Source organism: Chryseobacterium sp. FR048, assembly GCF_056844665.1.
This window is the reverse complement of record NZ_JBXDSE010000001.1, coordinates 309,368-325,312: the sequence shown is the minus strand read 5'-3', so window position 1 is coordinate 325,312 and position 15,945 is coordinate 309,368. Positions and strand designations below refer to the sequence as shown.

The 15,945-nt window shown below is 37.2% G+C and carries 16 protein-coding genes; 8 read left to right on the top strand and 8 right to left on the bottom strand.

Annotated elements, in window-relative coordinates:
- The first annotated feature begins 218 nt into the window (after positions 1-218).
- On the top strand, positions 219-629 hold the full coding sequence (locus AC106K_RS01425; RefSeq protein ID WP_047095020.1) for an LNS2 domain-containing protein: 411 nt from the start codon (positions 219-221) through the stop codon (positions 627-629).
- An 85-nt stretch (positions 630-714) separates the two neighbouring features.
- Entirely contained in the window at positions 715-1,674 is a 960-nt protein-coding gene (locus AC106K_RS01420) for a D-2-hydroxyacid dehydrogenase (protein WP_482443041.1), read from the top strand.
- Positions 1,675-1,746: 72 nt separating this feature from the next.
- Here AC106K_RS01420 and mscL read toward each other — a convergent pair whose 3' ends face one another.
- On the bottom strand, positions 1,747-2,127 hold the full coding sequence (gene mscL / locus AC106K_RS01415) for a large conductance mechanosensitive channel protein MscL (RefSeq protein WP_047095018.1): 381 nt from the start codon (positions 2,125-2,127) through the stop codon (positions 1,747-1,749).
- 247 nt (positions 2,128-2,374) lie between these two features.
- On the opposite strand from mscL, the gene AC106K_RS01410 reads away from it, so the two are divergent.
- Positions 2,375-3,892 carry an NAD(P)H-hydrate dehydratase gene (locus AC106K_RS01410; RefSeq protein ID WP_482443039.1) on the top strand — a complete coding sequence of 506 codons (1,518 nt, stop codon included), beginning with the start codon at positions 2,375-2,377 and terminating at the stop codon, positions 3,890-3,892.
- 240 nt (positions 3,893-4,132) lie between these two features.
- Here the strand turns inward: AC106K_RS01410 and lgt are convergent, their stop codons facing one another.
- Both lgt and yidD read right to left on the bottom strand, forming a co-directional pair.
- Complete coding sequence (lgt, locus tag AC106K_RS01405) at positions 4,133-4,999, bottom strand: prolipoprotein diacylglyceryl transferase (RefSeq protein WP_482443539.1); 867 nt, start codon at positions 4,997-4,999, stop codon at positions 4,133-4,135.
- 432 nt (positions 5,000-5,431) lie between these two features.
- The gene (gene yidD, locus AC106K_RS01400) at positions 5,432-5,683 is read right to left on the bottom strand and encodes a membrane protein insertion efficiency factor YidD (RefSeq protein ID WP_482443037.1); all 252 of its coding nucleotides are present in this window, start codon (positions 5,681-5,683) and stop codon (positions 5,432-5,434) included.
- 101 nt (positions 5,684-5,784) lie between these two features.
- Here yidD and AC106K_RS01395 point away from each other — a divergent pair, with 101 nt between their 5' ends.
- A complete protein-coding gene (locus tag AC106K_RS01395; RefSeq protein ID WP_047095016.1) occupies positions 5,785-7,062 on the top strand; it encodes a replication-associated recombination protein A in 1,278 nt (425 codons plus the stop codon).
- 54 nt (positions 7,063-7,116) lie between these two features.
- Here AC106K_RS01395 and AC106K_RS01390 read toward each other — a convergent pair whose 3' ends face one another.
- From AC106K_RS01390 to AC106K_RS01370, 5 genes are all read right to left on the bottom strand, one after another.
- Positions 7,117-7,557, bottom strand: a complete 441-nt coding sequence (locus AC106K_RS01390; RefSeq protein ID WP_047095015.1) for a hypothetical protein — start codon at positions 7,555-7,557, stop codon at positions 7,117-7,119.
- 116 nt (positions 7,558-7,673) lie between these two features.
- Complete coding sequence (locus tag AC106K_RS01385) at positions 7,674-9,902, bottom strand: DUF2339 domain-containing protein (protein WP_482443035.1); 2,229 nt, start codon at positions 9,900-9,902, stop codon at positions 7,674-7,676.
- Positions 9,903-10,013: 111 nt separating this feature from the next.
- Complete coding sequence (locus tag AC106K_RS01380) at positions 10,014-10,715, bottom strand: hypothetical protein (protein WP_482443034.1); 702 nt, start codon at positions 10,713-10,715, stop codon at positions 10,014-10,016.
- 365 nt (positions 10,716-11,080) lie between these two features.
- Complete coding sequence (gene pheA / locus AC106K_RS01375) at positions 11,081-11,929, bottom strand: prephenate dehydratase (RefSeq protein ID WP_482443032.1); 849 nt, start codon at positions 11,927-11,929, stop codon at positions 11,081-11,083.
- Between the two features lie 226 nt (positions 11,930-12,155).
- Complete coding sequence (locus AC106K_RS01370) at positions 12,156-12,566, bottom strand: acyl-CoA thioesterase (RefSeq protein WP_482443538.1); 411 nt, start codon at positions 12,564-12,566, stop codon at positions 12,156-12,158.
- A gap of 136 nt (positions 12,567-12,702) precedes the next feature.
- On the opposite strand from AC106K_RS01370, the gene dnaA reads away from it, so the two are divergent.
- The 4 genes from dnaA (at position 12,703) to AC106K_RS01350 (ending at position 15,941) form a co-directional block, all read left to right on the top strand.
- A complete protein-coding gene (gene dnaA, locus AC106K_RS01365) occupies positions 12,703-14,157 on the top strand; it encodes a chromosomal replication initiator protein DnaA (RefSeq protein ID WP_047095010.1) in 1,455 nt (484 codons plus the stop codon).
- Positions 14,158-14,283: 126 nt separating this feature from the next.
- Positions 14,284-14,733, top strand: a complete 450-nt coding sequence (locus AC106K_RS01360) for a low molecular weight protein-tyrosine-phosphatase (RefSeq protein ID WP_482443030.1) — start codon at positions 14,284-14,286, stop codon at positions 14,731-14,733.
- A gap of 4 nt (positions 14,734-14,737) precedes the next feature.
- Positions 14,738-15,238 (top strand): Cif family virulence factor, encoded by a 501-nt coding sequence (locus AC106K_RS01355; protein ID WP_482443029.1) that lies wholly within the window; start codon positions 14,738-14,740, stop codon positions 15,236-15,238.
- A 4-nt stretch (positions 15,239-15,242) separates the two neighbouring features.
- Entirely contained in the window at positions 15,243-15,941 is a 699-nt protein-coding gene (locus AC106K_RS01350) for an SAM-dependent methyltransferase (protein WP_482443027.1), read from the top strand.
- The last annotated feature ends 4 nt before the right edge of the window (positions 15,942-15,945 follow it).

The following is a 15,945-nucleotide window of genomic DNA, read 5'->3' as shown; positions in this document are numbered from 1 at the left end:
TCCGTTGGCAAACGCCTATTTGCAATTCTACGGTTTCGCCTTTTTGCCTTCCATGTCAACCTCTTCATGAAAATTTTTAACCATATCTAACAAAAACATTGATAAAATATTAATATTATTTATTAAATAACGATTTTTGCAGTAAAATTTTAACATAAACTAAGATTAATGTGCCTGATAGTTGTAAAAGCGCTAACTTTGTTACTTAATGTTTAATGATGGAATTAGAATACGTAGAACACATTAGTCCTATACTAAAGGACGGAATAAAAAATTATTTAATCGATATTGACGGAACCATTACAGATGATGTTCCCAACGAAGAACCGGAAAGAATGGTGACCTGTGAACCATATCCTGACGCTCTGGAAACAATCAACAAATGGTATGATGAAGGTCATCAGATCTGTTTTTTTACCTCAAGAACCGAAAACCTGAAACAAATCACCATAGACTGGCTGGATAAGCATGGTTTCAAATACCACAGTGTGCTTTGCGGTAAACCAAGAGGTGGGAACTATCACTGGATAGATAACCATCTGGTAAGAGCTACAAGATATAAAGGTAGATTTACTGATCTGGTAGAGAAACAGGTAACCATTGAAGTATTCAAAGAAGACGAAGAATAAATTTATATAACGAAAGATTTAAAAATTGAATGGAGTGTATCCTTTAATTTTTAAATCTTTCAACTTTTAAAACATAGTTGTATTTATGAAAGTTTTAGCTAATGACGGCCTGGACCAATCTGGAATTGATGCATTAACAGAAAAAGGATTCGAGGTGATTACTACAAAAGTTCCACAGGAATTTTTAGTAGATTATATTAATGAGCATAAGATCCGTACCCTATTGGTGAGGAGTGCTACACAGGTAAGAAAAGATATTATAGACAACTGTCCGTCGATTGACATTATCGGAAGAGGAGGTGTTGGGATGGATAATATCGATGTAGACTATGCAAGAGAAAAAGGGATCCATGTGATCAACACTCCCTCTGCATCCTCAGAATCGGTTGCAGAACTTGTTTTTGCCCATTTGTTTTCAGGAGCCAGATTCCTTCAGGACTCCAACAGAAAAATGCCATTAGTAGGAGATACCGAGTTTGCAGGACTTAAAAAAGCGTATGCTGCCGGAATCGAATTAAGAGGAAAAACCATCGGAATTGTCGGGATGGGAAGAATCGGGCAGGAAGTTGCAAGAATCGCTTTAGGACTTGGAATGCGGGTAGTAGCTGCAGATAACAATGTAGGAAAAGCCAGCATCAAAGTGAAATTCTACAACAACCAGTTTATCAATGTTGATATAGAAACAGAACCGTTACAGGATGTTTTAAAACATTCGGACTTCATCACATTGCACGTTCCGGCTCAGAAAGACGGATATATGATCGGTAAAACAGAGTTTGACCTGATGAAAGACGGAGTCGCTATTGTCAACTGCTCCCGAGGAGGAGTGATTGATGAAGCAGCTCTGATTGAAGCATTGGATTCCGGTAAAGTAAGATTTGCAGGATTGGATGTATTCATCAACGAGCCTACGCCATCTAAAGAAATTCTTAATCATTCTAAGATTTCCCTGACGCCACATACAGGAGCTTCTACACTGGAAGCACAGGATAGAATCGGGCTTTCTCTGGCAGAGCAAATATCAAGTATTTTACAGATTCAGTAATGAAATAAAATCATATATAAAGAAAAGCACCTCACAGGAGGTGCTTTTTATTGTAAACTGATGAACAGTAGACTATTGAATGTTTTTGTTTTTCAAAAGGTCTCTGATCTCTGTCAGTAATTTTTGATCTTCAGTAGGTCCTGCCGGAGCTGGAGCTTCTTTTTTGTTCACTTTGTTGGCTAGTTTAATGATCCAGAAAAGAACCATTGCAATACAAAGGAAACTGATCACTGCAGAAAGAAAATTTCCGTAAGCAACCCCGTTCCACGTAAGTTTGGCAATGTTTTCTGCTCCGGCTGCTTTTAATGCCGGATTTAAAATCAAAGGAGTGATGACATCCTCAACTAAAGACGAAACAATTTTACCAAATGCTGCTCCAATGATCACACCGACAGCAAGGTCGAGCACATTGCCTTTAAAGGCAAACTCTTTAAATTCTTTGACAAATCCCATAATTTATATTTTTTTAATTAGTATATACACAAAAATATAATTAAAAAATGTAAAAAACATTACTTTTTATAGTTTTTTATTTCAAAAAGAGAGAATTTTATCCTGAATTTGTGCATATCTTTTTATTAAAAATAACATCCTTTTATCGATCTTTTATTTCATTCACCTTACCGTTCTGTTTTTATTATCAGGGTGTCACCGTAATGAAAAAACTTTTGTAATTTGCTTAAAAGTTTGATCACGTCTTATGAAAATCTTTACTGCAGAACAAATACGAAGCTGGGATCAGTTCACCATTTCGCACGAACCTGTTTCTTCCGTTCAGTTAATGGAAAGAGCCTCAATGTCTGTTGCCGGCTGGATCTCGGAATATTGTAAGAATCATAAAAAAATGGTGGTTTTTTGTGGAAAGGGAAATAATGGCGGCGATGGACTGGCAGTTGCAAGAATGCTTTATCTGAAAGGATTTGATGTTGATGTATTTGTACATGATCCTAAAGAGGGATTCTCTGATGATGCTTTGGTGAACCTGAAAAGACTCCGGGATATTTCAGGAATTTCGGTGAAAAAGTTCAGTGATATTGAATCTTATCATTTTGATGATAAAACCGTTATTATTGACGCATTGTTTGGAACAGGTCTTTCAAGACCACTGACAGGCAGGTACAAGAGGCTGGTAGAGCAGCTCAATCAAAAAGAACAGCTTAAAATATCAATTGATATTCCCTCCGGATTGCCTGCTGATGAAATGTCTTCTCAAAATGATGTTGCTTTGAAAGCAGATTATACGTTGAGTTTTCAATGCTGGAAAAGGAGTTTTCTTCATCCTGAAACCGGAAAATATACCGGGAAGACCGTTATTCTGGATATTGATCTGGCTAAAGAATATTCGGAGATTGCAGAAACAAAATATTTTGTCATCGATGATATTGATGCTGAACATATCTTTAAACCAAGACCTGAATTTTCACATAAAGGAAATTATGGTAAAGCTGCTATCGTAGGAGGGAGCTATGGAAAGATCGGCGCAGCAGTACTGGCAACCAGGTCAGCTTTGAAAACAGGGGCAGGGCTAACTTTTACCCTTGCACCGAAATGTGGCAATGAAATAATACAGACTTCCTGTCCGGAGGCAATGTTCATAAAAGGAGGAGACGATTTCGTAACCGATTTTGAATATGATTCAGCCTTTACGTACGGCATAGGTCCGGGACTTGGTACAGATCCGGATACCGAAAAAGGATTTTTGAAATTCCTGGATACTTATGATCAGCCGCTGGTATTGGATGCAGATGCATTAAACATTATTTCCAGATCTCCGGGGAATCTGAAATTAATTCCTCAAAAGACAATTATCACTCCTCATCCCAAAGAATTTGAAAGGTTGTTCGGCAGCACGGAAAACTCATTTAAAAGGCTGGAACTGGCCAAAGAAAAGGCCCAGGAACTTAATCTGTATATTATTCTAAAAGATCACCATACTCAGATTGTTACCCCGGAAAAAAACGTATACTACAATATAACCGGAAATGCCGGACTTGCTAAAGGAGGAAGCGGAGACGTTCTCACCGGAATTCTGACCTCGCTCTTGGCGCAAGGGTATTCCGGGGAACAGACTTGTATTTTAGGGGTATGGCTGCATGGAAGAGCCGCTGAATTTGCTTCGGAAAAACATTCAAAAGAATCGATGCTTCCTACAGATGTTATTAATGAATTGGGAAGCGTATTCGAAGAACTGAACAGGAAGACGGGGAGGAATCTTTAAGGAGGTAAACAGGTGGGAGAGCGGAAAAGTGAAAAGGCAAAAAAGTGAAAAAGCGAAAAGGAGGAAAAGTAAAATAATGATAAGATACTAAAAAAGGCAAATCTGTATTTCTACAAATTTGCCTTTATTATATTTGAAAAGCAAAACAAAACCTTCATCAATCATCCCCGCTTCCTCTGCTTCCTTTGCCTTTTTAGCTTTTTAGCCTTTCCGCTCTTTCACCTTTTCGCCCAAACCATCCTATTCCGGTTTCCCATTCTCCTCCTCAGTAATCTTAAACTTCTTGGAAACAATCATAATAATTACTCCGGCGATCATAAATGGAATGGAAAGAACCTGTCCGGTATTTAAATTTCCTATTTGGATAAATTCATCCCCTTGTGGCTCTTTCAGGAATTCAACAAAGAATCTGATCGCCCAAAGGATGATGAAGAATAGTCCGAATAACCATCCCTGTTGGTATTTTTTATTTGTTTTTCTGTACAGGATCCATAATAAAATGAATAAGGCAACATAACCTACAGCTTCGAATAGCTGACTTGGATAGCGAGGTACAGTAAGTCCGTATTCACTGCTTTGCTGAGGGAAAAGTAAAGCAAACGGAGAATTAGGATCTGCCGGCTTACCTACAATTTCAGAATTGAAAAAGTTACCCATTCTTACAAAAGCTCCTCCTAAAGCAACTACAATACCCAATCGGTCATATACCCAGAAAGGATTTTTTTTGATGATCTTAAATGAGTAATAAAGCGTTGTGAAAATCAGGGCAATGGTAGCTCCATGGCTGGCTAAACCTGAGAATCCTGTGAATTTAAAACCGTTTTTGGTACTGATTGGTAAAAATACGCTCCAGAAATCTTCCTTGAAGAGCTCCGGCTGGTAAAAAATAACGTGACCTAATCTTGCACCCAGAATTGTTCCTATCAAAGTCCATGTGAAAAGAGGTTCCAGGTATTTTTGATTAACGTTATCTATTTTGAAAATTCTGGTCATCAGCAGGTATCCGAATCCAAATGCAAATACAAACATCAGACTGTAAAAATGCAGGGTTACAGGACCAAGCTGAATTCCTTTTGACGGATCCCAGATTTTAAAAGAGGTTTTCAATTCCACTTTATCTGAATCAGTGATTGGTTTTGTTGCTTTTACAGCATATTTGAAGGTAGTAATATTCTCCTTGGTAACAGGAGTATCAATCAGTTTAAAGTTTTTATCAAAGAACTGGTATTTTGAATCTCTGTATTTTGCTAAAGTTGAGGCGCCATAGTTGTAATAAGCAGGCTCAAAATTGGATTCATTCAGGATTACCAGAAAAGAAAGGTTCTTATCCGTGTCTCTGTCCGGAAAAGCGGCAAGATCTCCTAATTCTGTAGTAGAATAGATCTTTACCGGAACATTATTTCCGTTGACATCTAAAGTACCGTCTGAGAGCCCGCCGGGATATTCCTGTGCAAAAAGGCACTGGGTGATCACGGCAAATAAGACAAGGTAAATTCTGAAAAAAATATTACTCATTTTTTTATTGATTTAATCGTTTGTTTAGTGATTATTATGTTTGGGCGGAACCGGATCATAACCGCTTCCTCCCCAGGGATGGCATCTTAAGATTCTTTTAAATCCCATCCAGAAACCTTTAAATAAACCGTGTACCCGAAGTGACTCCAGCATATAATGAGAGCAGGTGGGTTCGTAACGGCAATTTTTAGGAAGTAAGGGCGAAATAAACCACTGGTAAAATTTTATCAAAATTACCAAAGGAAATGTAATGATTTTATTGAATGTAAGTTTCAAAACAATGCAAAAATAGGGTAAAAAAATGAAAATTAGTTTAATTTTGTTAGAAGTTTCAGACATCGGAAATCTGAAATATTGACCTAAAAAATAGAATTAACTTGAATCAAAATATTCCATTAGCTGAAAAATTAAGACCGAAAACCCTGGCTGAAGTACTGGGGCAGGAGCACCTTACCGGCGAAAAAGGGACGATCAGAAAAATGATCGAGAACAATACCCTGAATTCGCTGATCTTTTGGGGCCCTCCGGGTACAGGGAAAACTACATTGGCGGAAATCATCTCTGAGCAGTCCGGGAGGAAGTTTTATAAACTTTCGGCAGTGTCATCAGGGGTGAAAGATGTACGGGACGTCATTGATGATGCCAAGAAACAGAATTTGTTTTCAGGAAAATCACCGATCCTGTTTATCGACGAGATTCACCGTTTCAATAAGTCTCAACAGGACTCGCTGTTGCATGCTGTAGAAAAGGGTTGGATTGTTTTAATAGGGGCTACTACAGAAAATCCAAGCTTTGAAGTGGTTTCTGCTCTGCTTTCGAGAAGCCAGGTGTATGTTTTAAAAGCCCTAAGCTATGAAAAACTGGAGGAACTTATCGATATTGCTTCCGAAAGGTATAATAAAGATGAAGGAACCCATTTTAAGATCCTTGAGAAAGAAGCTTTCATCCAATATTCAGGTGGAGATGCCAGGAAGCTGATCAATTCTGTGGAATTGGTTTTGAATCAGTATAAAAATTCAAATACTACTGAAATCATCAATACAGATGTTCTTGAGGTGCTTCAGGAAACAATGGCTCTTTATGATAAGAACGGAGAGCAGCATTATGATATTATTTCTGCTTTTATCAAATCTATGCGGGGGAGTGACCCGAATGGAGCTGTATATTGGCTGGCGAGGATGATTGCCGGAGGAGAAGATATTAAATTTATTGCAAGAAGAATGCTTATTTTGGCTGCTGAAGATATAGGACTGGCCAATCCTAATGCATTGGTGATTGCCAACAACTGCTTTCAGGCGGTTAATGTAATAGGGAATCCTGAGGCCCGGATCATATTAAGTGAAACAGCGGTGTATCTGGCGGTATCTCCAAAGAGTAATTCTGCGTATATGGCTATCAATGAAGCTTTGGCGCTGGTGAAGCAAACCGGAAATCTGCCTGTACCTCTTCATTTAAGAAATGCTCCTACAAAGCTGATGAAAGATCTGGATTACGGGAAAGAATATAAATATGCTCATTCCTATCAGGGGAATTTTGTAGAACAGGATTTTCTGCCTGAGGAGATTAAAGAGGTAAAGTTCTATGAGCCTGGGAATAATGCCACAGAGAAAAAAATCTATGAAGAGCTGAAGAAAAAATGGAACAATAAATATTAGATATAAAAAAAGGATACCGTGATCACGGTATCCTTTTTTATATGGTAACAAATATTATTCGGTAGTGTAGATAAACAATGTTTTCTTGCCGTTGTAATCTTTGATTTCTGATCTTTTGTTGATTTGTGGATAGATTTGTGTGCTTTTTGGATCGTTAAATTCATATCCTTCTATCAATACCGGGTTTTCAGCCGGAAGACTGTTCTGAACATTGACTTCTGCCAGAGACATTTTGTCAAATCCGTTCTCTCCGTTTTTGAATTTGTATTCAGTTATTCCTTTGGTGAAAACCGAACTGTATTTCTTTAAAGCGGTAGGTAGACTTGCAGCCGTATTGTATACTTTTGAAACCTGCAGTATATTTTTTTTCGAATTGAAAAAGTCAACTGTTCCAATTACGTTGTCAGCTACTGCAAACTTCACAGCAGGATTTTTTTGCTGTGCAAATAAAGTTGCAGAGGATAGTATTAAAAAAGAGTAGAGTAATTTTTTCATAATCAGAATATGTAAATATTAAAAACGTGATAAATATAGTTATTTTTTATAAAATGTGAATGAAATATTGAATTGTTTTGAGTTTTATTTATAAATAAAAAGTTTTTATCTGAAAATTAGTCCGTATTTTCTGTGGTTTCCTCCTTTTTGTCAACCATATTTTTAATGATATTTTTCAGACGCTGGAAAGCAAAAGAACTGAACAACAGAATAATTCCCAGAGCAATAAAGGCACTGATCCTTGAGATATTGTCCATTTGCCATACATCATAGGTATAGAGTTTTAAAACCATAAGACCAATCAGGGCAAACCCGATCTTGCTATACTCCGGAATGCTCTTTTTTAGACCGGTATAAATAAAAATACTGGCAAGAATGGTCCATATTATAGGTAAATAAAGAATATTGAAGTGTTCTTTTATTTCATAAGAATGGGCAACATCATGAGAAGCGATGAAAACATATGAATGATGCAGTTCACAGCTTACAGAAGTAACGAGTGTCAGAGACACCATCCAGTATGAAATTGTATTTCTGTGGAATACTGAGGTTGGAATAATCCTGAAACCTATATAAGCAAAAGGAATCCATTGAAGCAGGTGCAGCCAATAAAAGCTGGAATGTATTTTTTTTGATAAAACAGCGGTAACCATCGATGAGGTAGAAACCGAGATATTGATCATCAACAGAAAGAGGAACAGATAGATTAATACGGTTTGAATATCATGATTGATGCTCAGTTTTTTTCCGAATAGCAATAATATGAAAATGTAATAGATACTGAATAACAATCCTACATTGGTAATGGCTGCCCAAGGCATATCGGAGAGGTGGTAAGTGATCTCAAGCAGGAGAGCGGTATATATTACCCCATAGCTGATCACTGTAATAAAGTTTTCAAAAAAGCTGTTTGCCTTTCTCTCTGTTTCCTGTCCGTTGTTTTTTAATAGGTATAAATTAATGATGGTCGTTGCTATGGTTACCAGGCTCGTTAGAAATACAGGATTAAATATAACGCTTAGCTTTTCAGTATCAAAATATTCAGTCCAGGTAATGGTTTGTGCGATCATTACCAGAGGGAAAAGTACAAAGAAAAAAGTTTTGAAAATCTTATGGCCTGTCTTTTTCCAGATAAAGAGAAGTAAGGTTGCTTCTATAGCCCAAACACTGGTGATGAGGTGAGCTTGGAACTGTAAGGCTACCGCAATGGTGATAAGACTGGTTGTTATCCCCGCAAAAACAGAATAAGGAATTCCGAAGTTTTTTCTTCCATATTCTTTAAAAAAGAAAATAGAATTGATTACAGCGAAAATAAGCGGGAAAATAATGGTCGGTTCATATTGTAATTGATTGAAGGTGTAAACCAGTCCGATAATGCTTGAAAGATTAATAAATGCAAGCATTAAAATATCTGAAGTGGAAAGCGTGTTTTTCCTAAAATAATCAAGCAGCGCAAAAATATAGAAGATGATGTAGCTGACGATATAGAAGGTAATACTTAGAAGTTCCGGTCGATCGGCTGTCCATGAAAAAAGATAAAGGCTGGTGAAAATATAAGCTGTCCATCCCACGCTTTTCCAGTGTTTAAGAAAGGCGGCGGCAAGCATTCCGGCATTTAAAAGACTTAGATAAATAAACAGGAAAAGATAATTGCTCTGTCCCGTACTGATCATTAAAGGAGCAGAAAAACCACCTATCAATGAGAAAATGATCAAAACCTCACTTTTGTAATAATATGAGAGAACGATTGATGCGGCAGTGACGAGGGTTGTTATAGCAAAAGCAGTATTCTGAGAGAAAAGATGATATTCCCGAAAGGCGATGGTTGCGGTAAAATACAGAACGGCAATTCCGCCTCCTGTTATAATAGAAGCAAATGTTGCATAGTTTTTTCTGAGAAAATGACCGATCAGGATAATCCCGGCTCCGGTACAGAATCCTATTGCGGCTCTTGCTGTTTCTCCGATCCAGTTTTTATCAATGGCGTATTTTACAAAATAACCGATTCCGAGAACGAGGGTGAAAATACCGATAATGGTAAGTGCATTCTGTTTCAGAAAATCAAATACAGGAGCAAGCCAGTCCTTTTCTACAGATGGGGTGGTTTCCCTGCGTTGTTGAGGTTGTGCATTTGGGGTGTCAGCTTCATGAGACTGTACCTGTTGCGGAACTTTATTTTCTTCTGTCTGAATTTTTTCGCTAACTGTTTCAGTCGGAGATGAGGCCTTATTGATTTTAGCATGAAGGTCAGATACTTCTTTCTCAAGTTTCCTTATTTTGTTATTCAGGGTATTGAAAACGATGATGATCACTACGACTAATATGACAGCAAGATATTCATTCATTTCATAGTTTTTATCAAATATAAAGAAATGTGGCTGAAATACGGTAAAAAATTAACCCATCACAAGGGAAGTGATGGGCTAACGGTATAGATAACTAACAATATGTTCTTCTTAGTTGGATACTTTGTAGATATAGAATGAAGCAATACTTGAGCTTAATGCTCCTAATGAAACTAAACCTGTTTCTATGGTTCCAAAATTAATTTTGTCTCCTGTCTGGAAAGAATATAGTGAATTGATAGTGGTGTCTGCTATTGATAAACCAATTCCTAATACATTAATACCACTGAACATACGACTGTCTATGAGGGTACTTGTTCCACCTCTGGTTCTGGCTATTCCCATACCACCGTCTGATAATAAGGAGGCTACTAGTCCTGTTGAATATTTAAATGTAAATCCAATGGCATATACCCCTGCTGATGGGATAACATAAGCACTTTCGCTATCGTCAAATAAAGTGCCATTACCTATGCTTCTATCAGCTGCTTTAAAGTTCATTGCTTTGAAACCTCCTGGAAATGATACAGTTAAAACGCTGAGAGTAGTTGACTTTTTAGCGGCAAATACGGTGTTGTTTACCCCCGGGGATGCTATCAGTAACTGAGGATCCATTTTATAAACTTCGGCAGTAGTATTGTCTTGTGCCAGAATTTGGTATCCTGTCACTACTGTAGCGGCAGGGGTGTCACGAACTTTTAAAGTTCCGTTTACATCCAGAGTGGCTGTTGGGGTGCTGGTGTTAATACCAACTTGCGAAAACAATGGTAAAGCTGCACAAGCTAAAAGTACGCTGTAGATTTTAGTTTTCATGATCAAGATTTTTAATTAGTTGCTAAGCAAATATACAATAAAAATTATACTCTACATTGTGAAATTTTTAATTTTAACGTTATTATGGTATGATATTTCTAAACATATGTTTATATTTTAGTGGATATATCTACATAATCAATTTACGAGTTATTATTATTGTTTTCTTTGTAAACCTATGGATTAGAAGGGCTTATGAGAAATAATTATCCCTTTTGTGTGGGTTATTTTTTATGAGTTATAAGCTGTTGTAAGCGAGGTGTTTATTGGGGTGAAATGAGTGCGATTTTGTAGAAAATTTTCCATAAAAAAACACTGCCATAGAGACAGTGTTGGTTTTTTGAGTGAAAATACTTCCGGTTTCTTTAGCTTTCCAGAAGAAATTCCTTATAATTTCCGAGAAAATCAACATCGGCATTGATCGATTCAAGCTCTTTGAGAGCATTTCCATGCAAAATCTCTTCCCATGGTCCCACGACATTGATAAAGAAGAAATAATTACCCAATCCTGTTTTTAAAGTTCTGGACTCAATCTTGCTGAGGTTCATCTTTCTCCATGCAAAGACAGACAATACCTGATGCAGTCCACCCGGATGGTCTTCCGGAAGAGTGATCAGCATTCCTGACTTTTCTCCTAAAGTTTCAAGTCGGCTGTTGTCATATTTATTCTGCTGCTTCGAGATAATAATAAACCGGGTGTGGTTTTGTTCGAAATCCTGGATATTACGGTTGATGATCTTCAATCCATATAAATTGGCTGCAAACTGATTGGCTACAGCAGCTATTTTGGTTTCCTTGTTTTCCGAAACATATTTGGCTGCCGCTGCAGTAGAAGAAAAATCCTGTTTAGGAATTTCCTTATAATGCGTATCCAGAAAATGAAAACTCTGCGCCAGGGCCTGAGGGTGAGAGTATATTCTTTCTATATCCTCTATAGAATTATCAGGATGAATCATCAGATGGTGGGCGATAGGCATTACAGCTTCTGCTTCAATTTTAATAGACGGGGTCTTATATAAATAGTCCAACGTCATAGAGACTGTTCCTTCTATAGAATTTTCCAAAGGAACAACAGCCTTCAGCGCTTCTCCGCTTTCCACTGCATTAAAACAATCCAGGATACTGGCCTGTGGCAAAAGTTCATCATCCGGAAAAAGCTGTGCAGCGGCAAGCTGTGTAAAGCTGGCATGAGGCCCCAAAAAAGCAATCTTCATAAATAATAGTATATATAAGGTATGATCAATAAAGTACAAAGGTGCGAATTAATTCACAAATGCGGCTCAATACTTAAAGAGTTCCTGGTTAATAATTGGTAGTTATGTTTGTACAGGAAATAGTTCTTTTGGATAATAAACCCCTCAATCAAAGACAATGATTCTTTTTACCATTCCATAGAATGTTTTTCCTAATCCCTGTTATCTGCGACCTGTTACCTATTACCTATTCTTTCCAGTTAGCTTCAATCATTTCCATCAGAAAATCCGGACATTTGATAATCTTATTGGTGTTTGCATCCAGAAAGAATAGGGTAGTGGAAGCTTCCGTTATTTTAATATGCTCCTCATTGTAAATTTCATATTCAAACTCAATTCTCACCCCCGGAATTTTTTTTACATATGTATGAATTTCTAATTTTTGGTCATACAAAGCTGGCCGGATATACTTAATTTTGTAGTCAGAAACCGGTAGCCAAATTCCTTGGTTTTCAATTTCATCGTATGAAATTCCTATGCTTCTGAAGAGCTCCACGCGGCCTACTTCGAAGTATGTGGCATAGTTGCCGTAGTAGACATATTTCATAGGATCTGTTTCTGCGTAACGTACTCGTATTGAGTGTGTTGTATGTATCATTCTAAGTGCTAAATTATACATACAAATATATTTTTAAATAATCAATACCTGCAATATTTTTTTTTAAAAAGAAAAAATTGGACCTTTGTCTCCCTTCTAAAAACAGTACAAACAAAAGAATAATCAGGGCATAATAATGGATGACAATTTAATGATGATATGGCAGAAATGCCTTCAGTTTATGCGCGATAATCTGAACGCGGCTGAAGATAATTCTGACCTGAAAAAACTTGAAAAATCTTTCGATATGTTATTTGATAAGGTGCAGCCACTTTCATTAGTAGCTAATAACCTTACACTTATCGTACCGAGCGATTTTTACAAGGAATATATAGAGGACAACTACCTGTCCTTACTTTCTGCTGCCCTGAAGAAAAATATAGGAAAAGGAGTGAAACTATGGTATTCCGTAATGGAAAACAGACCAAAAGGGGAAGAAAAACCGGTTACCATGAATATGAAGGGACAAAGCGTTCCTACTCCTAAAACACAGGAAACAATGCCACAAGGATTCTCAGCCAATATTGTAAACCCTTTCGTGGTTCCTGGGATTAGAAAAGTAAACATAGATTCTAACCTGAAGCCTGACTATTCATTTGATAGTTATGTAGAAGGAGAAAGTAATAAATTTGCAGCTACTGTAGCAAGATCCATAGCGAAAAGACCGGGAGCGACAGCTTTCAACCCATTGTTCTTATATGGAGGTTACGGAGTTGGAAAAACCCACTTAGGCCAGGCCGTAGGTCTTGAAGTGAAAAATCAGTTTCCGGATAAAGTGGTTCTTTATCTGTCTTCAGAAAAGTTTATTCAGCAGTTTATTTCTGCTGCGAAAGCTCACAAGCAGACAGAGTTTGCAAACTTCTACCAGATGGTGGATGTATTGATAATCGATGATATTCAATTCCTTTCTGGAAAATCTGCAACACAGGACAGCTTCTTCCATATTTTTGATCACCTGCATCAAAACGGAAAGCAGATTATCCTTACTTCAGATAAAGCTCCGGCGGATATTATGGATATTCAGGACAGGATTGTTTCCCGTTTCAAATGGGGACTTTCTGCAGAGATCAAATCTCCGGACCTTTCTACAAGAAGACAAATCATTGAAGATAAACTAAGCAGAGACGGAATTGCACTTCCTGATGATATGCTTGATTTCTTAGCTGCTGAAGCCAAAACCAATGTAAGAGAACTGATCGGGGTGATCAACTCTGTGATTGCTTACTCTACAGTATATAAGAGAGATCTCAGCCTTGAATTGCTGAAAGAAACGATCAACAGAATTGCAGCCAACCAGAAAAAAGTAATCAACATTCCTTATATTCAGGATGTGGTGTGCGATTATTTCGGGATCAAAAAAGAACAGTTGCTATCCAAGACCAGAAAAAGAGAGATTGCACTGCCAAGACAACTTGCTATGTATTTCTCCAAAGCATTCACCAATTCTACATTTACGAAAATCGGTGAAGAAATGGGTGGGAAAGATCACTCAACGGTAATGTATGCCTGCGATACCATCAAGGATGTATCCAAGATTGATAAAGAGATCAAAAAATACGTAAAAGACCTTACAGAGAGAATCAAACAATAGATCACTGCTAAGCTGAAATAAAATTAAAATGAAGAATCGATGTATTCTTCATTTTTTATTTAGTTTTGTCACATAAAACAGGAGAAGTTTTATATTTTGGTCTTGTCAATCCTTAAATAAAAGAAAATGAAAATATTGATGGTCTGTCTTGGGAATATATGCAGAAGTCCTTTAGCAGAAGGAATCATGAAAACAAAATTACCGGAAAGCTTCACGGTGGATTCTGCAGGAACAATTTCTATGCATGAAGGTGAGCATCCTGACAGAAGAGCAATTAAAACTGCTGGTAATCATAACATCGATATTTCCCGTCAAAGATCAAGACCTATCACAAGAGCAGATTTTGAGACGTTTGATAAAATATACTGTATGGATGCCAACGTTCTTACAGATGTGATCTCCAAAACCAAAAATGAAACGGAACGACAAAAAGTATCATTATTCTTAGAAGCTTTAGGCGACAACGGAACTACTGAAGTACCGGATCCGTACTGGGGTGATATGAGTGATTTTGAAAAGGTTTTCCAGCTATTGGATAAAGGATGTAATGCCATTAAAAATCAACTGCAAAAATAATCTTATGAAAAGACTACTGCTACTGCTTTTATTAAGCTTTAACTTTTCGTTTGCCCAAACCAAAGATGAAGCTGAGATCCGTAAAGTGATGGATGACTTTATGGGATGTATCAAAACCAGAGATGAAGCGAAATTCTTATCTCTGTTTCAGGAACCTGTACTCTGGACAGGTATTTACAAAGACAGAACACAGGCTAAGCGCCTGGAGAAAAATCCTAAGGCGGAACATTACTTCTCAGATGACTATAAAGCCTTTATCAAAAGTTTTAAAGACGATAAATCTGAAGAAAAATTCGACAATATTAAAATCATTGAAGACGGAGCCATAGCCTCTGCCAATTTCGATTACAGTTTTTGGTATGATGGTAAAATGGAAAACTGGGGAAAAGAGATCTGGACACTTATGAAGATCAACGGTATCTGGAAGATCACTTCCGTTACCTTTTCTATGGACCTGGCAAAATACAATCCACAACCTTCATTAAACGAAAGAACTAAAAAATAATACAATGCTTTTTTTACTCCCTGCCTACTTATCAGAAAATACCTCTATTACTCATTTTGCACCCGTTATCAAGGAATATATTATGCAAACGGATTACTTCTTTGTAGAAAATGAGAAAACAGCCAGAAAGGTAGTTAAATTCTTTGCTCCTGAAAAAAAACAGGCCGATTTGAAACTCTTTTTATTGGATAAGTATACCGAAAACGCAGATATTAAAGAAGCACAACAGCTGATGTTGAAAGGGCAGGATTTCGGATTGCTGTCAGAAGCAGGATTGCCTTGTATTGCAGATCCGGGAAACCTGATGGTAAAATGGTGCCATGAAAAGAATATCAGAGTCATTCCTATTTCAGGACCTTCATCTATTATTCTGGCATTAATTTCCAGCGGATTCAATGGACAGGAATTTACTTTTAATGGTTACCTTCCTATTGACAAAGGAGAGAAAAAGAAGCAGATTCAACAGTTGGAAAGTCTGGTTCAGAAAACCGGCTATTCTCAGATCTTTATGGAAACGCCTTACAGAAATAACCAGCTTATTGAAGATTTGACCAGGTTTTTATCACCCAATACCAAGCTTTGTATTGCTGTCAATATTAATGATCCTGAACATGAGTTTATCAAAACAAAAACAATAAAGGACTGGCAGAAACAAAAACCTGAACTTCATAAAGTACCTGCTGTATTTGTACTGGGTAAATAAAAAA